The following is a 20,272-nucleotide window of genomic DNA, read 5'->3' as shown; positions in this document are numbered from 1 at the left end:
GTGTTGCTCTTTCGTCAGTCTTCGCGAGCTGGCTCGATCCCACAGGTTCCGGCGTTGTAACAGGGCTTTGTGATCGGTGCAGATCCCTGTGGGAGCGGGCTTGCACGCGAAGAGGCCGGAATTGACATCGCAGATCGAGATGTTCGCAGGGAGAAGTGGGGTCGACTTCGGGCGGACGGTCAATTCCGACGAGCGGTAGCAATACCTGTAATTTCTGACAGTAGCGGCATTCGGACGATGCTCGTTAAATACAGTCATTCGCTTGATCTTCGACATTACACGGCGATCCCGAGAAAACTGTTCAGAGGGTTTGTGCCATGCCTGATTCAAAAGCGCCTTCCGATCAGCACGTGCTGCATAACGAAAACAGTGCTGAGCCCGAAGCGCCGAAAGTACCGTTGGTCCTGGACCCGGATGATCCGGCAGGTCTGCTGCCGCTGCGGGCACTGGGGCAGGATCTGGAAGTTACTTATATGGGCTGGGACTTCACCACGATTCCCAATCGTACGGATCTGGTTGAACTGGGTTTCACCCCGTTCGGTTCAACCTTCCGCAAAGTCAACGAGCGTAAGTATCCGGTCCCGATCAATGTTCCTTGGCCGCAAACACTCACCGTTCCAAAAGACCTGCTGAGTCAAGGTGTCTACGAGGTATCGATCAGGGTCTCTCCCAGCCTGCAGAACCCCAAGGAGTTCCCCAGGAAAAAAATCACCATTGATACCACCAAGCCCAATTTCGGCAACACACCCGAGCCCGTGATATTTCCCGCCGAATTGAACGGTGTCATCACAGAGAGCTATTTGACGCAGCATGGGCAGGTCATTGTAGAAGTCCCGTTCTACGACGATGTCGCGGAGGGTGATCGAGCGGTTTATTACTGGACGGATAAAGAGAATCCACCTGATAGCGAAACTGAAATCCGAGAACAGGAGTTCAGTGCTCAGGACATCATCGACAAGCACCTGTTGATTACGGTGTATGCCGATGAAATCCGCCAATGGGGGGGCGGGGGAGATCGTTACATGTACTACCGCCTCAGGGACCGCGCCGGCAATACAGGGCCGAACGCCAAGCTGGGGAAAATATACGTCGACCTCACGCCGTTGCCTGGCGTGTTACCGCCCCCTCGTGTGCCATTGTCGCGTAACTTGCTTGATCGCCAGCAGGCCCGCGAGGACGTGCGGGTCGAGATCGACGCTTACGATTTTCCTGATGCCACTCATCGCGTGGCAATTGATTGGGATGGAACGCCGGTGGATGAATTCCCGGTGGATCCAACGGACTTCCCTTTGGAGATCACCGTGCCTTGGCCTGTATTGCACGCACGGGGTAACGGACCATTGCGGCCACGGGTGAGTTACCGGATACGCATGGCGGATGGCAGTTATACACCACCATCCCCGGATATTTCGGTGGCGCTCGATTTGACCATCGCCGGTCAGGATCACACCAACGCGCCGGCGCTGCTCAACGAAACATTGGCCAAACTGGAGGTGCGTGGGCAAAAGTCCGACCAGCCAAACAAAATCATGGGCGTCGACTTTGGCTTGCCGGCAAAAGTACTGCTGACCCTGTACGACCACCCGAATGCGCTGGAAGAGATCGATGTGTATTGGGGCGGAATCGCCGATCCCGTGGCCAACTATCAGGTGAAATCGGGCGATGTAGCGGGCAAACCTGTCGAACTCGAGATTCCTTGGGTGTATATCGAACCCGACCTGGAAAATCCAAAGTTGCCGGTTTATTACGTCACGCGCAATGGCGTTAACGAGCAGAACTCGCGCATTACTGAAGTTGCTGTATCGATCGTTGTTATCACAGATCTTGAAGAGCCGAGCTTTCCCCATGCAGGGAAACAAGGCGTACTCGATTGTTGTTCCAGACCCCGCTTGTGGGAAGGGGTCACCGTACACATTCCACCTCACGGCAGTTTCACAACGAAGGACGACGTGGTGATTTACTGGCAGGGGTGCAGAGGTCTGAACGGCACCGATCCTATAGCGGATGCCTATGCAGAATTTACTAAAACGCTGTCCACCGAGGACGCCGCCAACGGTTTTGACTGGGTAGTGTCCGATTATGAAAAGCTGATTGCACCCATGGTGGATAACGGCTCCGCACTGGTTTATTACATCCTGAACAAACAGGACGGCAGTATCGGTAAGTCACTCCCTGAATTTGTCATCATTAATCGAACCATGCCCAGTGGCAAGGTGTGTTCACCCACTCACGAAGTTGTTTGTCCTTAAATAGTATTTAGTGAAAATCTGAAGCGTTTGAAAGATGTGTGTAAGTCGGCTCAAGTTTTGAGTCGGGGGAACTTTTTATGTCGTAAATCCTGGATTTTAAATAAATTAGTTGGAATGAACGGAGATACACGAGATGACTGCTTACAAGAAATTGACCGGTGAAGATCCTGGCAGGGCTGCCATGAAGGCTGCTCGCGCAGCGAAACCGTCGCGAGCCCCCACACCACCGCAATTGCAGGGGCTCTTAGACGATGTGGTGGGGGATGACCCAAACAAATTACCCAAATCACTTCAGGGAGTGGAAAATGACGTTCTGATTGAGGAAGTCCTCGTTATTACTCCCACCCCGCCGCCGGGTCGGCCAGTTATATTGCAGTTGTTATGGCAGGGTGTCCCGGCCGGAGATCCACTAACAGCAGTTACGCCGGTCACTAGTACGCAGACGCTAAAACTGCCCGCCTCCGCAACAATCGCTGAAGGGCTGTTTTCACTAAGTTATCGATTGACTTATGGTGGTGTGCCCAGAGACTTTTCCCCTGCGGAATTCATTCGTGTAGATAAAGAAGCACCCAACAAGGACGTGGCGGGAGGGGAGGTCGAACTACCCGCCGAATACAGCGATGGTCGCATTACCAAAGAGCGACTGGACGCCGACCCAGTGATTAAGTTGAAGATTCCACTGCACTCTGACCGTAGAACCGGCGATATTGCCAGAGTTTATATGGGGGCCAGTGAACCGGGAGCGTTCATAGGCGAGTATACCGCGCCGGATAGCGGAACTTCAGACATGGAGGTAGAGTTGACCAAAGCGCAGGTCGAGAGCAGCCGAGACGGCAAACGAATTATTTATTACAAATGGATGGACCGTGTCGGCAATGAAGGGCCGAGCTCCCACGAGCTTGACGTCGTTATAGAACTCATGCCCGCGCCCAGTAACCTGAAACCGCTTGAAGTGCCTGAGGCACCCGACCCGGACAACCTTATCTCGATCAAGGATGCATTTCCCGATGTGGGGGTCGTTATCCAGGGGTATGACAATATCGATCCTCTTGACCAGGTAGCTTTGGTTTGGGACGGTATTGCACTACCGCGAAAGTTCGCGTCCGAGGGCTTTCCAATGATTTTCGATGTGCCTTACGCGGATGTAAAACGCAATGGGCTCGGGCCAAGGGCTGTGACTGTGAGTTATTCAGTATGGCGGGGTACGCAGGAATACCCTGAGACAACGGCTGTTCCGGTCAATGTCGATTTACGCAGGCCGGGTACACTGCCACCTGACCCGGAAGATCCGGAAATCGGCAATCCTAATTTGAGTCCGGTTACCGTCCAGGCAGACAAAACTACGGACCCTAACAAGTTCGAATTGATCGATGCGGGCTTTGACGGCACGGCTGCGACAATCGTTGACAAAATTCGCGAAGTTGGCGATGTCTATAAACTCTATTGGGGCGGTGTCGCTGTGCCTGGCCCTGGCGGCGAAGTAACCCTGGACGGCACTGAAAATGACGATGATCCGATCGACTTTACAATTCCTCATGCGTTTATAACTGAGCAAGGTAACGACCTGGCAATCCCCGTTCATTATGAGATCACGAATCCAGCCTACCCGGATGATAATCCCAACAGTTCCTTGCGTCAGCCGGTCAGTGTGTACGTTGTCAAGGTAACTTTACCAACCCCAAAAATCGGTTTCCTGGAGACAATTGGCGGAGATGAATTCCTGAACTGCGCTTCATTGAAGAATATCTCCAATGTCGGTTGGGCAGCGGTTGTGGATGTGCCGGGAGGCGCTCCATTGGAAGAAAACATGGAGTTAACCTTTACCTGGAAAGGTGAAGGGTGGGACGGTACGGATCCGGTGCCCGTACCTGATTATCCTTTTGAGAAAAAACTGACCGGAAACGAGCACACGGCTGGATTTACCGTTTATCTGCCGCATGATGCTGCGCTCCTGCCAATCAAGGATGGCAGCGGAGAAATAACTTATCAGGTGGAAGTAAAGGGGCGTCTGGAAACTTCAGATAAACATGCCGTACAAGTTGTCGTTCGTGATGGCTCTGGCGGAAATTGCCCGTTGACATGATGGCTACTTAACAGGAGTGAAAAAGGAAGGCAGATGTCTTCCTTTTTTATTTTGCAGAACTCTATGCGCTCTATTTCTCAGATGCATAAAGTTCTGACTGTCTATGCGGAAAATTCTCGGTCGATTTAGGACTTGTCCTACGCGTCACGGGATATAGCGGCATGTAGTCTACCGGCGCAATAGGTACGCCTGACAGGTGTGCGGTTTTCTTGGAAGGGAGTGGTGGTGATGAGTGTGTTCGGATCCGATAGCGGTCGTTCTTTTATTCGGCGGGTGGGTGTTTTGGTTTCACCTGTTTTCTTTATAAGTACACCTTTGATGGCGTTGACTGACGTAGGCGCGGGCCAGAACCTGGACATCGATGTGAATACAGGCATCGATAATTATCTGGTTCATGATGGTGGTGTCTTGAATACCACTGACGCTCAATCGTATGAGGTTTTCGTCCAGACCGGGTCTGTCATCAATGCAACGGGAGGGAGTTTTTCCGGGCGCAATGGCAACAGCGGCATAACCGTTACTAACAGCCAGGCAACAGTAACGGGCGCAAACCTGTTCAGTGATGGTGCCGCGCTATGGCTTACACGTCAGGGCGGGACGAGTTCAGGATCTTCTGCGGTGGTGAGCGGCAGCATAATCCGAGGTGGTACCGCAGGTGTATTGATCACAGGGATGAGTACGCTCGAACTCAATGGCGGCGAGGTGACAGGTATGGGTGATAACAGTGTCGGCATCGAGTACTTCGGCGGTGAGGTCCGGGCCAATGGCACGACGATCAGCGGCGGCGCGAATGGCGTGCGGATGTCCTCTGACTCTGCCGGAGTCGGGGACACGCATCTGACGTTGAATGGAGCCACGCTCGAAGGTCGAGCATCGTCAGCTGTTCTTGTGGAGGGTGGCGCGCAGGTTAATGTAGCGATTCTGAACAACTCAACTCTACTCGCCGGCAATGGCGTTCTGCTCGATGTCCAGGATGCTTCGACGGCTGCGGTGACAGTTGCCAAAAGCACTTTGAACGGCAATATCAGTATTTCCGACCGCGGCACCGCCGATCTGACCTTCGATCAAGGGAGGATGAACGGAGATGTTCTGGTTGATGGCAGCTCTACCGCCACGGTCACGCTGGACAACCTCTCGCAATTGACCGGGCGCCTCGACAATGTCGACAGCGTGAACGTCAACAGCAACTCCAACTGGACACTCACCGGCAACGATTCGATCGGTGCACTGGGCATGAACGGTGGCACCGTCACCTTTGGCGCCCAGGACGCTCCCGGTCCGTATTACACGCTCAATGTCGGCTCACTTTCCGGCAATGGGGCCTTTGCGATGAAGGGCGATTTCGCCAGCGGTGAGCATGATTTTCTCAATGTCATCGGTGCTTCGGCGGGGGACTTTGCGCTGGCGGTTGCGGCCTCTGGCCTGGACGCCGCTTCGCCGCAAGCGTTGACGCTGGTGCGTACCGGCACCCTCGACGGTGCAAATTTTGCCTTGGCTGGCGATCAGCGGGTGGATGTCGGCACCTGGTCTTATAGTTTGGCCAGTCGGGAAATCGAGGGGGGAGCGAAGGAGTGGTTTCTCGACCCGACCACCGAAGTCATCAGCCCCGGCGCGCGCTCGGTACTGGCCTTGTTCAACACCGCGCCGACCGTGTGGTACGGCGAGTTGTCGTCGTTGCGCAGCCGCATGGGAGAGCTGCGTTTCAATGGCGGACAGTCTGGCGGCTGGATCCGCACGTACGGCAACAAATACAACGTAGCCGACGGTTCGGGCGTGGGCTACCAGCAGACGCAGCAGGGCCTGTCCCTTGGCGCTGACGCCCGAGTGGGTGAAAGCCAGGTACTGGTGGGCGTGCTGGCGGGCACCAGCGAGTCGGATCTGGACTTGAACCGTGGCACCTCGGGCACGGTGAAAAGTTACTACGTCGGCCCCTACGTGACCTGGCTCGACAGCGATAGCGGTTATTACTTCGACGGCGTGCTCAAGTTCAACCGCTTTCGCAACGAGTCCAAGGTCCGTCTGAGTGACGGCAGCCGCACCAAAGGCGATTACGACAACTGGGGTATGGGCGGTTCGGCGGAATTCGGTCGTCATATAAAACTGGCAGACGGCTACTTCGTCGAGCCTTTCACGCAACTGTCGGCGGTGCAGATCCAGGGTAAACGCTACACGCTGAACAACGACATGCAGGCCGATGGCGATCGCATGCGCTCTCTGCTGGGCAAGGCCGGTGCCACGTTCGGGCGCAACTTCGGTTTCGGTAACGGCGCTGTCGCGCAGCCTTACGTGCGCGCGGCGATTGCTCATGAGTTCGCCTCGAACAACGAAGTGAAGGTCAACAACAACGTGTTCAACAATGACTTGTCGGGTTCTCGCGCCGAGTTCGGTGCGGGGGTGGCGGTGGCGATGTCGGCGCAATGGCAGGTGCATGCCGATTTCGACTACGCCAAAGGCGAGCATATCGAGCAGCCTTGGGGGGCGAATGTCGGGGTGAGGTATAGCTGGTAGTCGATAAGTTGAACCTGAAAATGCCTCGCTTTTGCGAGGCATTTTTACATTCGATGTACGCTGCCCTATCTGATTCCCACCCCAAGCGCAGTGCCGTAATGCTGCACGTGGGCTTCTGCGCCAGTGACCAGATTTTTCATGTAATAGCGGACGATTGGCCAAGAGGATTGTCGGTCAGTTGACCAGTACCAAAAGTTACCCATCGGCCAACGCCCGCCCCATTGACTATGGATTTCTCTGAGCTCACCCATGCTTGGCAATCGCGTTCCTTTTGCCGCAGCCCGGCCGTTAATGGTATTCCAGCTTCCTCCATCCAGGCCGTAGCAATGCACGACTCCCGATACATGCACCAAGTAGGATTGGGATTGACCTACACTGTCACTGGCTGTGATTCGCGCTTGTCCATTGCCCCTGACTGTCACCAGACCCGTGCCGTCAACTACGGCAACATCCGTATTACTGGACGCGTAATGATAGTTTGGATTCGGTACCCCCCCGCTTGCCCTATGGTGCACCGAGGTACCTGGCCCAAAATTCGGATAGGCCGCCCAATTGGCAATGAGAAAGGCCCTTCCAGTCAGCCGCACCTCGGTCGTATTGAACACCAGCGGCGGAATCGGCGAAATGACCGAAAAACGGCGAGACGCCGTATCCTGTTCGGTACTGACGGCCTTGGCTTTGACTTCATGTTGGCCAAGGCCTACCGGCAATGTCGTACTCCAAATGTTGCCGACCGCGCGCACTGTGTGCTTCGGGTTGTTGTTATCGTAAATCTGCACCTGACGGTTGGGTGTGACGGTGCCTCGCAGGGTCACCGAAGTACTTTTGGTCTGCCCACCCGGTTGAACCTCACTGATGCCGTCATGGACCGATGTCAGTGTGGGGGCGATGTGGGCAGCGACGGAAAAGTTCCTTGGTTCACTGTCCACCGGAACAGCACCATACAATGCTCTGGCAATAATGCTGTGGGAGGTGATCGCCAGACTGGTGACCTGCGTCGTCCACGTTTTGTTGGCCGTGACGTTGATCGGTGAGCCAACGGGCACGCCTTTGTTGTAGAGCTGTATCTGTTCTCTCGGAGTGGCTTCACCGCTTAAGGTGACCGTACTGTCATACGTGATTGCGCCTTGCGCAACCGGGCCGACGGAGTCGACAGCGGCCGTGATCGTCGGAGAAATAAAGGCAGCCACGGTAAACACCCGGGGCGGGGCTGACTCCGGATTACTGCCGTATTCGGCCCTCGCGATCAGACGGTAGATATTCAAGGTCAGATTGTTGAAGACATAATCCCAATCGCCACTGGGCTTGACGTCCACGGTGATGATTGGCTTGTTGACGTCGAGCAGGGTGATTTTCTCGTTGGGGCTGGCTTTTCCGGTCAGAGTAACGGTTCGGTAATAAGTGGTGCCATCCATGGGGACGTCACTGCGGATATCGCTCACCCGTGAAATCGTCGGTGTCACGGCCTGAGCCACCACGAAGGTTCTGGGGCTGCCCACCGGCGGATCAATATCGTATAGCGCCTCGGCGGTGAGGCTATAAGTCTTGATCTTCAGATTGTTAAGGCGGTGACTCCATTTGCCCTGCTCGTCGACATCCAGGGTAATGGCCGGCGCATCGGCGCCGAGCAAGCGCACTTGCAGGTTGGGGGTCGCGCTGCCTTCCACGAAGACACTGTTGTCATAAGTGGTGGCGCCCGGTTGGACGGGGCCTCGCGAGTCGGTGATGGCGAGGACTTCGGGGGTTTCTGCAAATTTGACGGTAAAGGTTCTGGGCGTGCTGGATACAGGATCGGCGCCATAAAGAGCCTTGGCGGTGATGCTGTAGTTTCTCTCCGTCAAGATACCGATCTTGCGGCTCCAGCTGCTGTCCGTTCCGACTTTTGCAGTTCCCATTGAAGTGGAAATTGCATCGAACAGCTCAATGGTTTCCTCTCGGGTGGCAGTGCCGGTGATGGTGACTTCATTATCGCGGGTTTTACCACCTTCTTCGATGTCACTGCGTGAATCCGACACTCGGGTAATGACCGGAGTGATGTAGTCATAGCGGGTTCTGATAGTCAGTGGCAATCGGGGAAAAACATAAGCGCGATCTTCCACACCGTCACCATCGAATGCCACTTTGCAAACGACGGTGGCCGGGGTGGAGTGACCCAGTTTCATCAGTTCGCTTTTGAGCAGTGTTTCATTGAGGCCGTTGCTTATTTGCGTCGGCGTTATTTCCTTGCCGTCAATGATCTTGATGATGTGCCGGGTACCGGATGTGGTTTCTCCCTCAAGGAACAACCAGATGACTTGTTTCGGAGCAATGTAATACCACGTTGCGACTAAAACTTTCGCATCGCCGCTGAAAGTCATCAGATCCAGAACGTTATTCGCTGCTTGGGGGACTTGCGGGCGAGGCAACTGATTTTCCGGGTCGGAAAACCCTGAAATGTAAAGATCCAGTGTTTGCGAAGGCGTTGTGATGGTATAGCGCGTTACCTCATATTGAACCGTGACGCGTCTGTCGATGTTTGCACCCACCACTGTAGCTGGCAGGTGGAATCGAACAGTGCCGCTCGAGTGCCCTGGCAGCTCAAGATCCTCGGATGTGCCCGCTCCCGGCGAGCCCAGCCACTTCAACCCGATCATGTCCTGCTCGGGCTTCATGCTCGGGTAACCGACGCTCACATCGACGCCCGTCAACCCACTCATCGGGTCCAGTGTTCCGTCAGGCGCCTGAATAACATCGGGCGGCGGCAAATCCCCCACCAGCTCACCAATGAGCAGATCAAGCGTGGCCGAATATTCATGTCGTCCGTTCGAGGCGCGCAACACCGAATAACGCACTTTCACGTACTGCCCGATGTTCGACGTGACATATTCCTTGTCGACTCTGAAGCGCACAGGCTGGCCTTCACTCACAGTGGTGATCGGCAGCCAGTCGCTGGTACTGCCGAAGGGGTTGGGGCTTCGCCAGTAGTACGTCAGCACATCACCTCTGACGGTTTTCGCCTCGCCGATCAGCACGTGAACGCTGTCGAACACTTTCGATGGATCGAGCACATCCCCAGGCGATTCGGCCTCCTCGACAACAGGTTTAGGCAGCGTTGCCCGGATCTTCTCGACTTTAGCCAGCAAGCGCTCGGACTCCGTGATAGCGAGAAGACCCGGCGCATCGTTGGCGACGACGTAGGAAAGGTCGAGCGTGCCGTTATCAAGCACACTGATGTGTTCATCATTGATGTAGAACGTCACCACGCCTTCCTTGGCTTCGTTGTCGCTGACGATATGCGGAACCTCGTGCTCATACTCGTCGCCATTGGACCGGGTGCCATACCATCTCAGGCAGATCAGATCGCCGTTTTTCATGCCGTAGCGCACATCGACGGTGGCGTAGGGCTCGTCCGGTTCGAGGGTGTCGCCGATCAGTTCGCGAAGGGTCGGCTCGGGCAACATGTTGACGTCGCCAACTACATTCGCAACGATCCGCTGGGAAGACAGCGGGTCGCCGTCCTTTTTGTAGAGAATATAAGAGGCGTCGGCGGTGCCCAGAGCGAGGGTTCTGATCAAGTCATAGGGCACCTTGATTTCCAACACCGTGGGAATGTTGTCGATCTCGCGGGTTTCGCTGCAAACGATCGGTTCAGCGTTGCCTGGCGGTTTACCGATGAAGGTCATTGTCACGATGTCGCCCAGACTGAAGTCCTTGGGGTTGACGTGGATCTGTACTGTTACCGGCAGCTTGTTCAAATCCCGGATGGTAATGACTTTATTGACCGCTTCCTTGAAGATTGGCGGTTCCAGGCGCCAGCCGCCGGCGTCCACGTCGATGTAGGTGCGTTTGGAATGGCGGTCGGCCCAGTTCCACACTTCATCATTGATGTCGTATTTGATTTCCCGTTTCAGGCCATCGCCGACGCGGAGAATGTGTTCCTGTTCGATGCGGATTTCGATCGGTTGCTTGTCGTCGGCCTGGTCTTGGGTAATGAGGTGCGCGGGTAGCGAATAGTCGCCTACCTGCAATCTGACTTTATCGTTCCGCGTGCAGTACACGTAGTGAGGGATTGTGACCGGCACCCCGTTTTTTGCCCATTCGGCGTCTATGACGCCCTGTTCGACCAGCTCGGGCGGCAACTGCACGATGTTCAGTTCTGAATGGCCGTCGGGCAAATGGGGTGCCTTGTCACGATTTCCCGGCTTGTAAAGCTTGATCAATACCCGCAAGGACGCCGACGGTGGATCAGGCTGAGTCTCGCCCACGCGGGTCAGTACATAATGGCAATTCTCAGCCCATCCCGACTCTGCCGGCGTCGGCAAATAGAAGAACACCCGCTGATCGACTTCGTCGGCCGCTACGAGTCGTTCGAGCACTTTCTCGTTGTTCCAGTGGATCTCGAGTTTGTCCCCCTCTTTCATGGGGGGCAGATAAGGATTGATCACGCAAAGCAGGCCCTGCGGATCGTCAGTGGCCACCATGATGTTGATCCCGCCATCGCCGTCTTGCGCCGGTTCGAGCATCCCCGGAATCAGCAGCGGGCGCAGCGCCAGTGTGTCATTGCCTTCCCTCAGGGGAGGGAAGCGGAAAAGTGTGTGAGAAGGCATCAGGCAAGACCTCTTGAAGAGCGCGCAGGCGTCGTGTGGTAGTCGAATTCATCGAGAGGCGGGGTGCTTGCAAGCGCGGGGTGGATGGCGAACATGGGCGTGCACTCCGTGTCGGGTGATGGAGTGATTGAACCTGTGTTGAAGTGTTTGCACACCTGTCAAGTCTGACAGGTTCCGTGTGGTATCCGACGAGTGGTCGTCTGTGGCTTGGACGAGAAAATGTTGCTGTCGGAACGACAAAAACCGCTGTCCCGATTCAACGGGGCAGCGGTTTTTTATGCCTGAAGACATGTGCTGGCTGTGAGGTCGCCTTTGTCGGATCGTCGCTCGGAGCAAGCTTGCTCCCGCAGGTTCGTCGGTGGATCAGGGGTTTGTGAACGGCGCAGATCCCTGTGGGAGCGGGCTCGCCCGCGAAGACGTCAGCAGCCACAACACCTCACTCAAGGCGTGCCACAGAACCGTGCTATTGCGGCACCTCCAGATTATCCATCACCCGATTCACCGCCAGTTCGCCGAGCATGATCAGCTGTGCAATCCCCAACAGCGTCCTGCGTTGCGACGCAGGTATGAGATGGGCGAAGTCATGGGCGATGGTTCTGGCTGAGGCAAGTGTTTCGCTGGCATCGGCCAGCAGTTCCTCGTTTTTGAAGTCCGCGGTGACGGCGTACATCCGGCGGGTTTTGCGTGGCGGTGGGGTCGAGCCGGGTGGGCAGAGGTAGTGATCGAGGGCGCGGTCGGCGGCTTCGTGGAGTTTTTTTGAATCGAGGGATTCGTAGGGCGAGGTGAGGTCGGTTTCGGGTGGGTTGGGTGTTGGTTTGATCATGGTGAAGCTCCTGAATTTATGGAGCCACTCTTTCTCTGTCGCTAAACAGGTGAAGGTGGCAGCTGTACGCAGGTTAGCGAACCGGTCTCAGGCACACCGGTAGACCCAAAGGTCTCCCGCATACAGCCGCCATAACGTAATTGCGGGCAAAGAGTCCCACAACGAAGCCACGAACGCTGATGCACTGAGTTGGTCCGAGTCGCTAAACCCGATCGCTGATTCGTCAGCGACCGCACCACAATAGAACCCGCCCCCAAGGCGCACAAGCCGGCGGATTCTGGCGTAGCTGTAGGCAATGGCGCAAGAATTTGTAGCCTGGAAGGCGTGTCTGGAGGTGTCTTTTAAACACCACAGTTTAAAAGGTGGTATCCGACGAGTGGTCTTTCGTGGAATGGTTAAGAAAAACCTCCTGTCGAAACGACAAAAACTGCTGCCCCGAGTCGACGCGGCAGAGGTTTTTTCCATGCTTGAAGCGATGTAGAGGCTGTGACGCCGCCTTCGCGGGCAGGCGTCAGCCGCCCGACTTATCATTCCAGAATGTCAAAGAGGCGCACTAGTGCGGCAACTCCAGATTATCCACCAGCCGATTTATCGCCTGCGATAATAAATGCGTACTCTTTTCCCCGCCTCATCCCCGAAGGCAGCTCTGCGTGACGGGTCATCTCATTAGCGCATAGCTCAGGATTAGTTTTGTGAGTACTCCGGAACGAACATCACCATCGAGTAATTACCCCATTGTTTTCGTATCTCTAAATAGTCAGATATCTTTAAAGGGAGGGGTTAGATTTTACTATAAAAGAGCTGGATTATCGTGTTTGTATTGTTTAAATCACACCAAAATCGCTGCCGAGAATTGACATCATTCGGATCAAGAATTTCGCTTCTAACTCCACCTGAATACCCCATCGCTAAAACGTTATTATGGTAGTAGCCCTTAATAACTAAAGAGCCATTTGCTTGCTCCATGAGGAAAAAGCTTGCATGAGAACTGCCACCGTAGCGTTCGCACCATACGCGGGTGCTGTCCATGTGGAGCGCATACTCCTGATGATATAAGGCGCGTATTCCTGTTGATCTATCAGGTTGCGGAAGAAAAGCAAACACTAAATGTTGCGAATCTCTTTCGAACGATGGATGAACCGTTGTTTCAACATCCCAAAACATGCGCAGAAAAAGGGGCTCTGTTCCTGAGGCCTTTGTTACGCCGAGTGCATTTGATATTTGCCCTTCTCCGTAAAGAGCTTTAGCAATGTAGCTATGATCGCCAAGTATCACTCCGCTTATGGCTTGGGTCCAGTTACCATTACTATCAGCGGTTGGCGTACCACAGGGTATGGAGCCATCCAAAATTTCAACCTTGAATCCTGGGGTGGCTTTACCTTTCAAAACGATATCGGGATGAGCAGTCATCCCTTGTGGGCTCTGAGAAATCTCGAATCCTTCTCCATCTTTCAAAGAGATGATCTCTGGTTTCACATGCGCCACCCCAACACGGAACACCCGCGAATTGGAATAACTCGTCCCGCCGGCGGCGCGTTTGATCTCGTACCGGGCGATCACCGATCCGCCTTCATTGCCCTTGATCACCGCCGCCGGGATCGGGAACGGTACTCGCTGGCCGGCGGTGAAATCGTTCAGCTTGATCGAGTCGGTATATTCGCCGGTGATCGAACCGATCCAGAACATGAAGACTTCATCGCCTTTGACCGTTTCGATATGCGGCACCGTCAGGGTGGTGCCGGCGGTTTCGGCGGGCAGGACGCCGTTCACCACGCCAGCCACCTCGGGTTCTGGCAGTTCCAGGCGGGGTTCGCCGACTTGCAGGATCTCAGTGTGGATCGACTCGCGAATGGCGCGGGTGGTCTCGTACGGGTCCAGCGTGGCGAGCACCGTCTCGGCAATCAATTGCTGGTAGTAGAACTCGGCCTTGCCGCCGTTGACCGGGGCCAGGTGTTTGCCGTCGATGTTGTACAGCAGCGGTGTCGCGTCGACGATGTCGTTATGGGTGATGGGACGTAAGGGCAGGTCAGGCAGGTAGGGACCGAGGTCGGACCTGGTGCCGAGCATGAATATCTTGAGGACCTGGCCTTCGTCAAAGGATTTGTCGAAGGGGATTTTGAGACGCACCTGTGTGAGGTCGGGGTCCAGCGCCCCGGACACGGCATCCAGCATGATCGGCGCGGCCAGTCGCTGGACTTCGCCGATGGCGCGGATGAACTGGCTTTTGGAATGCAGATGGGGAGGGGAGTCGGCTTTTTTCACGCTGCAGGACAAGGAGAATCTGTTCGTTGCCAGCTGCATCAGCATTGCGTTGGGCAGTTCGAGTTCGACAACACTCGGCAGGTTGTCCAGCGGTGCGCTTTCCACTTTGAAGTCAATCGGCGCGCCCTCGGTCGGCGTGCCTTTGACCCGCACAGTGATGATGTCGCCCAGCTCGAATTTCGGCTTCGAGGTGGCGACTTGTGCAGTACCCGGCTTGCCCGCGAGGGCGTCCAGATCCAGCTCATTGTTTTTGGCTTCCTTGAGGATGGGGGCGTCCAGCGGGTCCGCGTTGACGGCCACTGCCACACGCTGCTCGGGGCTCCAGTCCTCGGAGCGGTTGAACACCTTATCGTACACTTCGAAAACCACCGCCACGCCGGGCGCTTCCGCATCACCGGCCTCGCGGATGACGGCTTCGGTAATGGTCACGATGACCGGCGCCTTGCCTTCAGCCTGTTCCTGGGTCAGCGGCTCACTGAGCACAAAGATCCCGCCCCAGCTGACGCGACAGACATCGCCCGCCGCCGCGTACGGGTAGGGCGCTGTGCCATCGGTCTTGCCAAGGGTGATCAGCACGCCGTCCTCGACGTTGTCCTTGTGGATGCCGCCATCAACGATGTCCTCGGGAAGGGTCATGATCAGTTTGGAATGCCCGATTTCACCATTGTCATCGTGCCCGCCCGGGCGCGTGAGCTTGACCAGCACCTGCATCACTTCGGAGTCTTGATCCGCGCCGCCCAGCGGCTTGACCACATAGGACACCGCGAACGAGCCATCGACCATGTGCCGGGAAGGCACGAACATGCGCAGTTGTGCGCCGACCTCGGTCTTGTCGACGGTTTCCACCCAGACGTTCTGCCCGGTGCCCCAGAAGATCGTCAACCTGTCGCCTTGCGCCATGTTGCCCCACGGCCCCGCCTGGCACAGCAGACCGTTAAGAGGAAAGTTGCCCTGCGCGGCCGCGATGTTGATGCCCCAGATATCGGGATCCTGCGATACCGGGTCTTTGCTGCGACCGGGAATGTTGAGTTCTGTGAGGGCGAGAGGCTGATCAGGCGTCGACATGGCATCGGCTCCGTGCGGGAAGGGGACGGAGTGATTGAACGGCTAAACGGCAAATTGCGCACCTGTCAGATCTGACAGGTCAAGGCTGCTTTCCGATGATCGGTAGCCTCGTTCACCGCCCGCTCAGGATTTGCGCAGCGTTTTCTGGCGCGCGATATAGACCGTCACCAGCACCGCACTGGTCAGCATGAAGCCCCGCGCCCACGGTAGCGGCACCAGATAGCACGAGAACAGAATGCTGGCCCACATCAGCCCGATCGCGTAGATCTTGCCCTTGAGCGGAATGCCGTTGCCATCGAGGTAGTCACGAATCCATGGTCCCAGTCGTGGGTGTTCGACCAGCCATTGATAAAAGCGCGGAGAGCTGCGAGCGAAACACGCCGCCGCGAGCAGGAGAAAAGGAGTGGTGGGCAAAACAGGCAGGAAAATCCCGATCACCCCCAATGCCACGCTGAGCCAGCCGATGGCCAGCAGGATGTAGCGCAACATCAGGGGGCGGTTGCCTATGGGATTGTCCATAGGCCGGATCTTAGTGGTGACGTGGCTTGAGGATCGCCGGTTTTTCATCAGGCGCCTGGCACAGCAGGTACAGCGCGGTCAGGGCTTCCGGGATCTGCACGATCATGTCGTCCATCAGGTTGGCGTCTTTGGCGATGTCTTCGAATTCCGGCTGTTCGTCGAACAGGCCGGAACCGACCATGATCGGCAGGAGCATTTCGCTGACTTCTTCTTCGGCGGTTTCGAACCAGGCGGCTTCACGCAGGAACACGCCTTCCATGAAACCGATGCACCAGCCGCGCAGTTCGGAATCATCCGGCTCTTCGCCCAGATCCAGTTCGCATGGCAGCTCGAATTCTTCATCCGAGGCCAGTTGACGGGCGATGTGCGCCTTGAGGCCGATCAGGGTGGCTTCGATCTCTTCGCGCTGGGCGTCGCTGCTGTAATGCGGCTCTTCGGCGAACAGGGCGTCGATCCACTCACGCTCCGGTACGTCTTCTGCGCAGATCGACAGCGCGGTGAGGTAGCCGTGAGCGGCCACGTAATCCAGCGCCTCGTCATGCAGCTCGTCGGCGTCGAGGAAAACTTGCAGGCGGGTCAGTTGCTCAGCGAAGGACATTACGGGGCTACCTTGGGGAATAAACAATGCGGGAATTCTAGGCCTTCTTGCGCGCTCAAGCCAGCCGCATGGCAGATTTGCCGCAATTGCCGGGCTGCATACAAATCCTGTGGGAGCGAGCCTGCTCGCGAAAGCGCCGTATCAGGCACCTTTGTATTGATTGTCCCACCGTATTCGCGAGCAAGCTCGCTCCCACATGGGATTTGTGTGGCAGGTTTATCAGTGTCTTATCAGCGGCACCCTGTGCAGCGAAGGCCTCGGGTATACTGCCGCGTTTTGCGCTCCCTGCTCGTATTGCGGTTGTCGTGCAATGCGCTCTTACGTTTTGTTTAAGCAGCCCCGGCTGTTCTGAACCAGCCTGTGCAGGGATGTTTCGGTAGATTTTTGGAGTTTTTATGCTCGAACAGGCTCAACGCGTCCTCAAGGACATCTTCGGCTACGACAGTTTCCGTGGCCGTCAGGGTGCAATCATTGAGCGCGTGGCCAGCGGCGGTGATGCGCTGGTGCTGATGCCTACCGGTGGCGGCAAGTCCCTGTGCTTCCAGGTGCCGGCTTTACTGCGCGATGGCCTGGCGGTGGTGGTGTCGCCGCTGATCGCGCTGATGGACGATCAGGTCGCCACCCTCGAAGAGCTCGGTGTGGCCGCCGCCGCGCTGAACTCCACCTTGAGCGCCGAACAGCAGCGCGATCTCGCGGCGCGGATCAAGCGCGGTGAAGTGAAGATGTTGTATCTGGCGCCCGAGCGCCTCGTGCAGCCGCGCATGCTCTCATTCCTGCAGAGCCTGGACATTGCGTTGTTCGCCATCGACGAAGCGCACTGCGTGTCGCAGTGGGGTCACGACTTCCGTCCGGAATACCTGCAACTGGGTCAGTTGGCCGAGCTGTTCCCCGACGTACCGCGCATCGCCCTGACCGCCACCGCCGACAAGCGTACCCGCGAAGAAATCGTTACGCGCCTGCACCTGCAGAATGCCGAGCGCTTCCTGTCGAGCTTCGACCGCCCGAATATTTTCTACCGCATCGTGCCCAAGGAGCAGCCGCGCAAGCAGTTGCTGGCGTTCCTCGCCGAGCGGCGCAGCGATGCCGGCATTGTCTATTGCCTGTCACGCAAGAAAGTCGAGGAAGTCGCGGCGTTTCTCAGTGAGCAGGGCTTTCCGGCGCTGCCGTACCACGCCGGCCTGCCCAACGATCTGCGCGCCTTCAACCAGAAGCGCTTCCTCAACGAGGAAGGCCTGATCATGGTCGCCACCGTGGCGTTCGGCATGGGCATCGACAAGCCCAACGTGCGCTTCGTCGCGCACCTCGATCTGCCGAAATCCCTCGAAGCGTATTACCAGGAGACCGGGCGCGGTGGTCGTGACGGGCTGCCGGCGGATGCGTGGATGGCCTACGGTCTGCAAGACGTGGTGATGCTCAAGCAGATGCTGCAGAACTCCGAAGGTGACGAGCGGCACAAGCGTCTGGAGCAACACAAGCTCGACGCGATGCTGTCGCTGTGCGAAGAAACCCGTTGCCGTCGTCAGATCCTGCTCGCGTACTTCGATGAAGACATGCCCGAGCCGTGTGGCCATTGCGACAACTGTGTCGATGGTGTGCAGACCTGGGACGCCACCGAGCCTGCACGTCAGGCCTTGTCGGCGATTTTCCGTACCGGCCAGCGGTATGGCGTTGGCCATCTGGTCGATGTGCTGTTGGGCAAGGACAACGAAAAAATCCGCAGTTTCGGCCATCAGCACCTGTCGGTGTGGGGCGTCGGCAAGGCGTTGAGCGAGAGCGAATGGCGCTCGTTGTTCCGTCAACTGGTCGCGCGCGGTCTGGCGGATGTCGACCACGAAGGCTATGGCGGTCTGCGTCTGAATGACAGTTGCCGGCCGTTGCTCAAGGGCGAAGTGAGCCTTGAATTGCGCCGCGACCTCAAACCGCAGGTTACCGCCAAAACCGCGAGCAAGAGCCCGGCCAGCCAACTGGTACGCGGCGAAGAGCGCGAACAGTGGGAAGCCCTGCGCGCGCTGCGACGCAAACTGGCCGAAGAACATGGTGTGCCGCCGTACGTCATCTTCCCCGATTCGACGCTGCTGGAAATGCTCCGCAGCCAACCGACTTCACTGGCAGAAATGGCCCGGGTCAGCGGCGTCGGTGCGCGCAAGCTGGAACGCTACGGCGATGCCTTCCTCGAAGTGCTCGGCGGCGAGGTCGAGGCGCCGAAAGCGGTGGCCGACGTGCGCCACGAACTGATCACCCTGGCCCGCGCTGGAATGACGCCGCTGCAGATCGCCGGTCAGCTGCAGTGCTCGGAAAAGAACGTCTACACCATGCTCGCCGAGGCGATCGGCAAGCAGCAGTTGTCGCTCGAGCAGGCACTGGATTTGCCTGAAGAGTTGATGGGTGAAGTGCAGGACGCGTTTCTTGATGGCGAGGGCGAGTTGCCATCGGTCGCCGAGGTTGCGGAGCTGTTTGCCGGGCGTGTGCCGGAGGGCGTGCTGTATTGCGTGCGGGCTGCGTTGCAGTCGGAATTCGAGATGTAATTTTGCCGTCGCCCCTCACCCCAGCCCTCTCCCGGAGGGAGAGGGGGCCGACCGAGGTGTCTTGCGCCATACATCGACCTGAATGACCGAGTCGATTATGGATTCAGCGCCGATCTGCCACGTCGGCGTAATTCCCAAATATTCCCCATTCAGTCCCCTCTCCCTCCGGGAGAGGGCTAGGGTGAGGGCTGTCCAATTCTGGATTCAGCAAAGCACTCCCAAGTCGCTGAATATCTGAAGCATCCCCCATTCAGTCCCCTCTCTCTCCGGGAGAGGGCTAAGGTGAGGGCCTGCCAATTCTGGATTCAGCAAAGCACTCCCAAGTCGCTGAATATCTGAAGCATCCCCCATTCAGTCCCCTCTCCCTCTGGGAGAGGGCTAGGGTGAGGGACCTCAAGATGTAACGATTCAGTACAGACCGCCACTTGCCTATAACTGCAGCTCATGCTTAGCTGGCTAATAATTAGATTTTCTTTATTTTCAGTCTAACCGTGAGTGTTTTATGCCGTTAACCGATCAACACCGCTTTGGCATGCAACTGGCCCAGATGTCCCGTGGCTGGCGTGCCGAACTGGACCGCCGACTGGCCGGGCTGGGTCTGTCCCAGGCGCGCTGGCTGGTGCTGCTGCATCTGGCGCGTTTTGAAGAGGCGCCAACCCAACGAGAGCTGGCGCAGAGCGTTGGCGTCGAAGGGCCGACCCTTGCACGCTTGCTCGATAGTCTGGAAAGCCAGGGGCTGGTGCAACGCCAGTCCGTGATGGAAGACCGCCGGGCGAAAAAAATCGTCCTCTGCGCGCCGGCGCTGCCGCTGATCGAGCAAATCGAAACCATTGCAACACAGCTGCGTCACGAGTTGTTCGAAGGCGTCGACGAGGCGGATTTGAAGGTGTGCATGCGAGTTCACGGGCACATTCTGGGCAACCTGGAAAAATCTTGAGGCACATCCCCGTGCCGTATCTTTGAGAGATCGCGCTGAGCCGACTATAAGAACTACTGGGCAATATCGTGTTCGTACCGGATGTGCGAACGCATAGAAGTCGGTTTTGCTTATTTA

General features: G+C 56.7%; 10 protein-coding genes. 5 read left to right on the top strand and 5 right to left on the bottom strand.

What is annotated here, in order from left to right; all coding sequences use genetic code 11:
- Nucleotides 1-317: 317 nt before the first annotated feature.
- From ACOYXJ_RS01810 to ACOYXJ_RS01800, 3 genes are all read left to right on the top strand, one after another.
- Complete coding sequence (locus tag ACOYXJ_RS01810) at nucleotides 318-2,249, top strand: hypothetical protein (protein ID WP_460367593.1); 1,932 nt, start codon at nucleotides 318-320, stop codon at nucleotides 2,247-2,249.
- 133 nt (nucleotides 2,250-2,382) lie between these two features.
- A complete protein-coding gene (locus ACOYXJ_RS01805) occupies nucleotides 2,383-4,332 on the top strand; it encodes a hypothetical protein (protein WP_460367591.1) in 1,950 nt (649 codons plus the stop codon).
- 228 nt (nucleotides 4,333-4,560) lie between these two features.
- A complete protein-coding gene (locus tag ACOYXJ_RS01800; RefSeq protein ID WP_460367589.1) occupies nucleotides 4,561-6,840 on the top strand; it encodes an autotransporter outer membrane beta-barrel domain-containing protein in 2,280 nt (759 codons plus the stop codon).
- A 65-nt stretch (nucleotides 6,841-6,905) separates the two neighbouring features.
- Here ACOYXJ_RS01800 and ACOYXJ_RS01795 read toward each other — a convergent pair whose 3' ends face one another.
- The 5 genes from ACOYXJ_RS01795 to ACOYXJ_RS01775 all read right to left on the bottom strand — a co-directional run bounded on the left by ACOYXJ_RS01795 (nucleotide 6,906) and on the right by ACOYXJ_RS01775 (nucleotide 16,693).
- A complete protein-coding gene (locus ACOYXJ_RS01795) occupies nucleotides 6,906-11,426 on the bottom strand; it encodes an Ig-like domain-containing protein (protein ID WP_460367587.1) in 4,521 nt (1,506 codons plus the stop codon).
- Nucleotides 11,427-11,889: 463 nt separating this feature from the next.
- On the bottom strand, nucleotides 11,890-12,249 hold the full coding sequence (locus tag ACOYXJ_RS01790; RefSeq protein WP_460367585.1) for a DUF6124 family protein: 360 nt from the start codon (nucleotides 12,247-12,249) through the stop codon (nucleotides 11,890-11,892).
- Between the two features lie 780 nt (nucleotides 12,250-13,029).
- On the bottom strand, nucleotides 13,030-15,576 hold the full coding sequence (locus tag ACOYXJ_RS01785; protein ID WP_460367583.1) for a hypothetical protein: 2,547 nt from the start codon (nucleotides 15,574-15,576) through the stop codon (nucleotides 13,030-13,032).
- 123 nt (nucleotides 15,577-15,699) lie between these two features.
- Nucleotides 15,700-16,095: a YbaN family protein gene (locus tag ACOYXJ_RS01780; RefSeq protein ID WP_150708304.1), complete on the bottom strand. Its 396-nt coding sequence runs from the start codon at nucleotides 16,093-16,095 to the stop codon at nucleotides 15,700-15,702.
- Nucleotides 16,096-16,105: 10 nt separating this feature from the next.
- Nucleotides 16,106-16,693 (bottom strand): UPF0149 family protein, encoded by a 588-nt coding sequence (locus ACOYXJ_RS01775; RefSeq protein ID WP_007919726.1) that lies wholly within the window; start codon nucleotides 16,691-16,693, stop codon nucleotides 16,106-16,108.
- 395 nt (nucleotides 16,694-17,088) lie between these two features.
- On the opposite strand from ACOYXJ_RS01775, the gene recQ reads away from it, so the two are divergent.
- A complete protein-coding gene (recQ, locus tag ACOYXJ_RS01770; RefSeq protein WP_460367580.1) occupies nucleotides 17,089-19,218 on the top strand; it encodes a DNA helicase RecQ in 2,130 nt (709 codons plus the stop codon).
- Nucleotides 19,219-19,720: 502 nt separating this feature from the next.
- Nucleotides 19,721-20,155: a MarR family transcriptional regulator gene (locus ACOYXJ_RS01765; protein WP_016984207.1), complete on the top strand. Its 435-nt coding sequence runs from the start codon at nucleotides 19,721-19,723 to the stop codon at nucleotides 20,153-20,155.
- Nucleotides 20,156-20,272 lie beyond the last annotated feature (117 nt).

The organism is Pseudomonas sp. Tul2A7 (assembly GCF_054790505.1).
The sequence above is the reverse complement of the archived record's forward strand: the minus strand, read 5'-3'. Positions and strand labels throughout refer to the sequence as shown.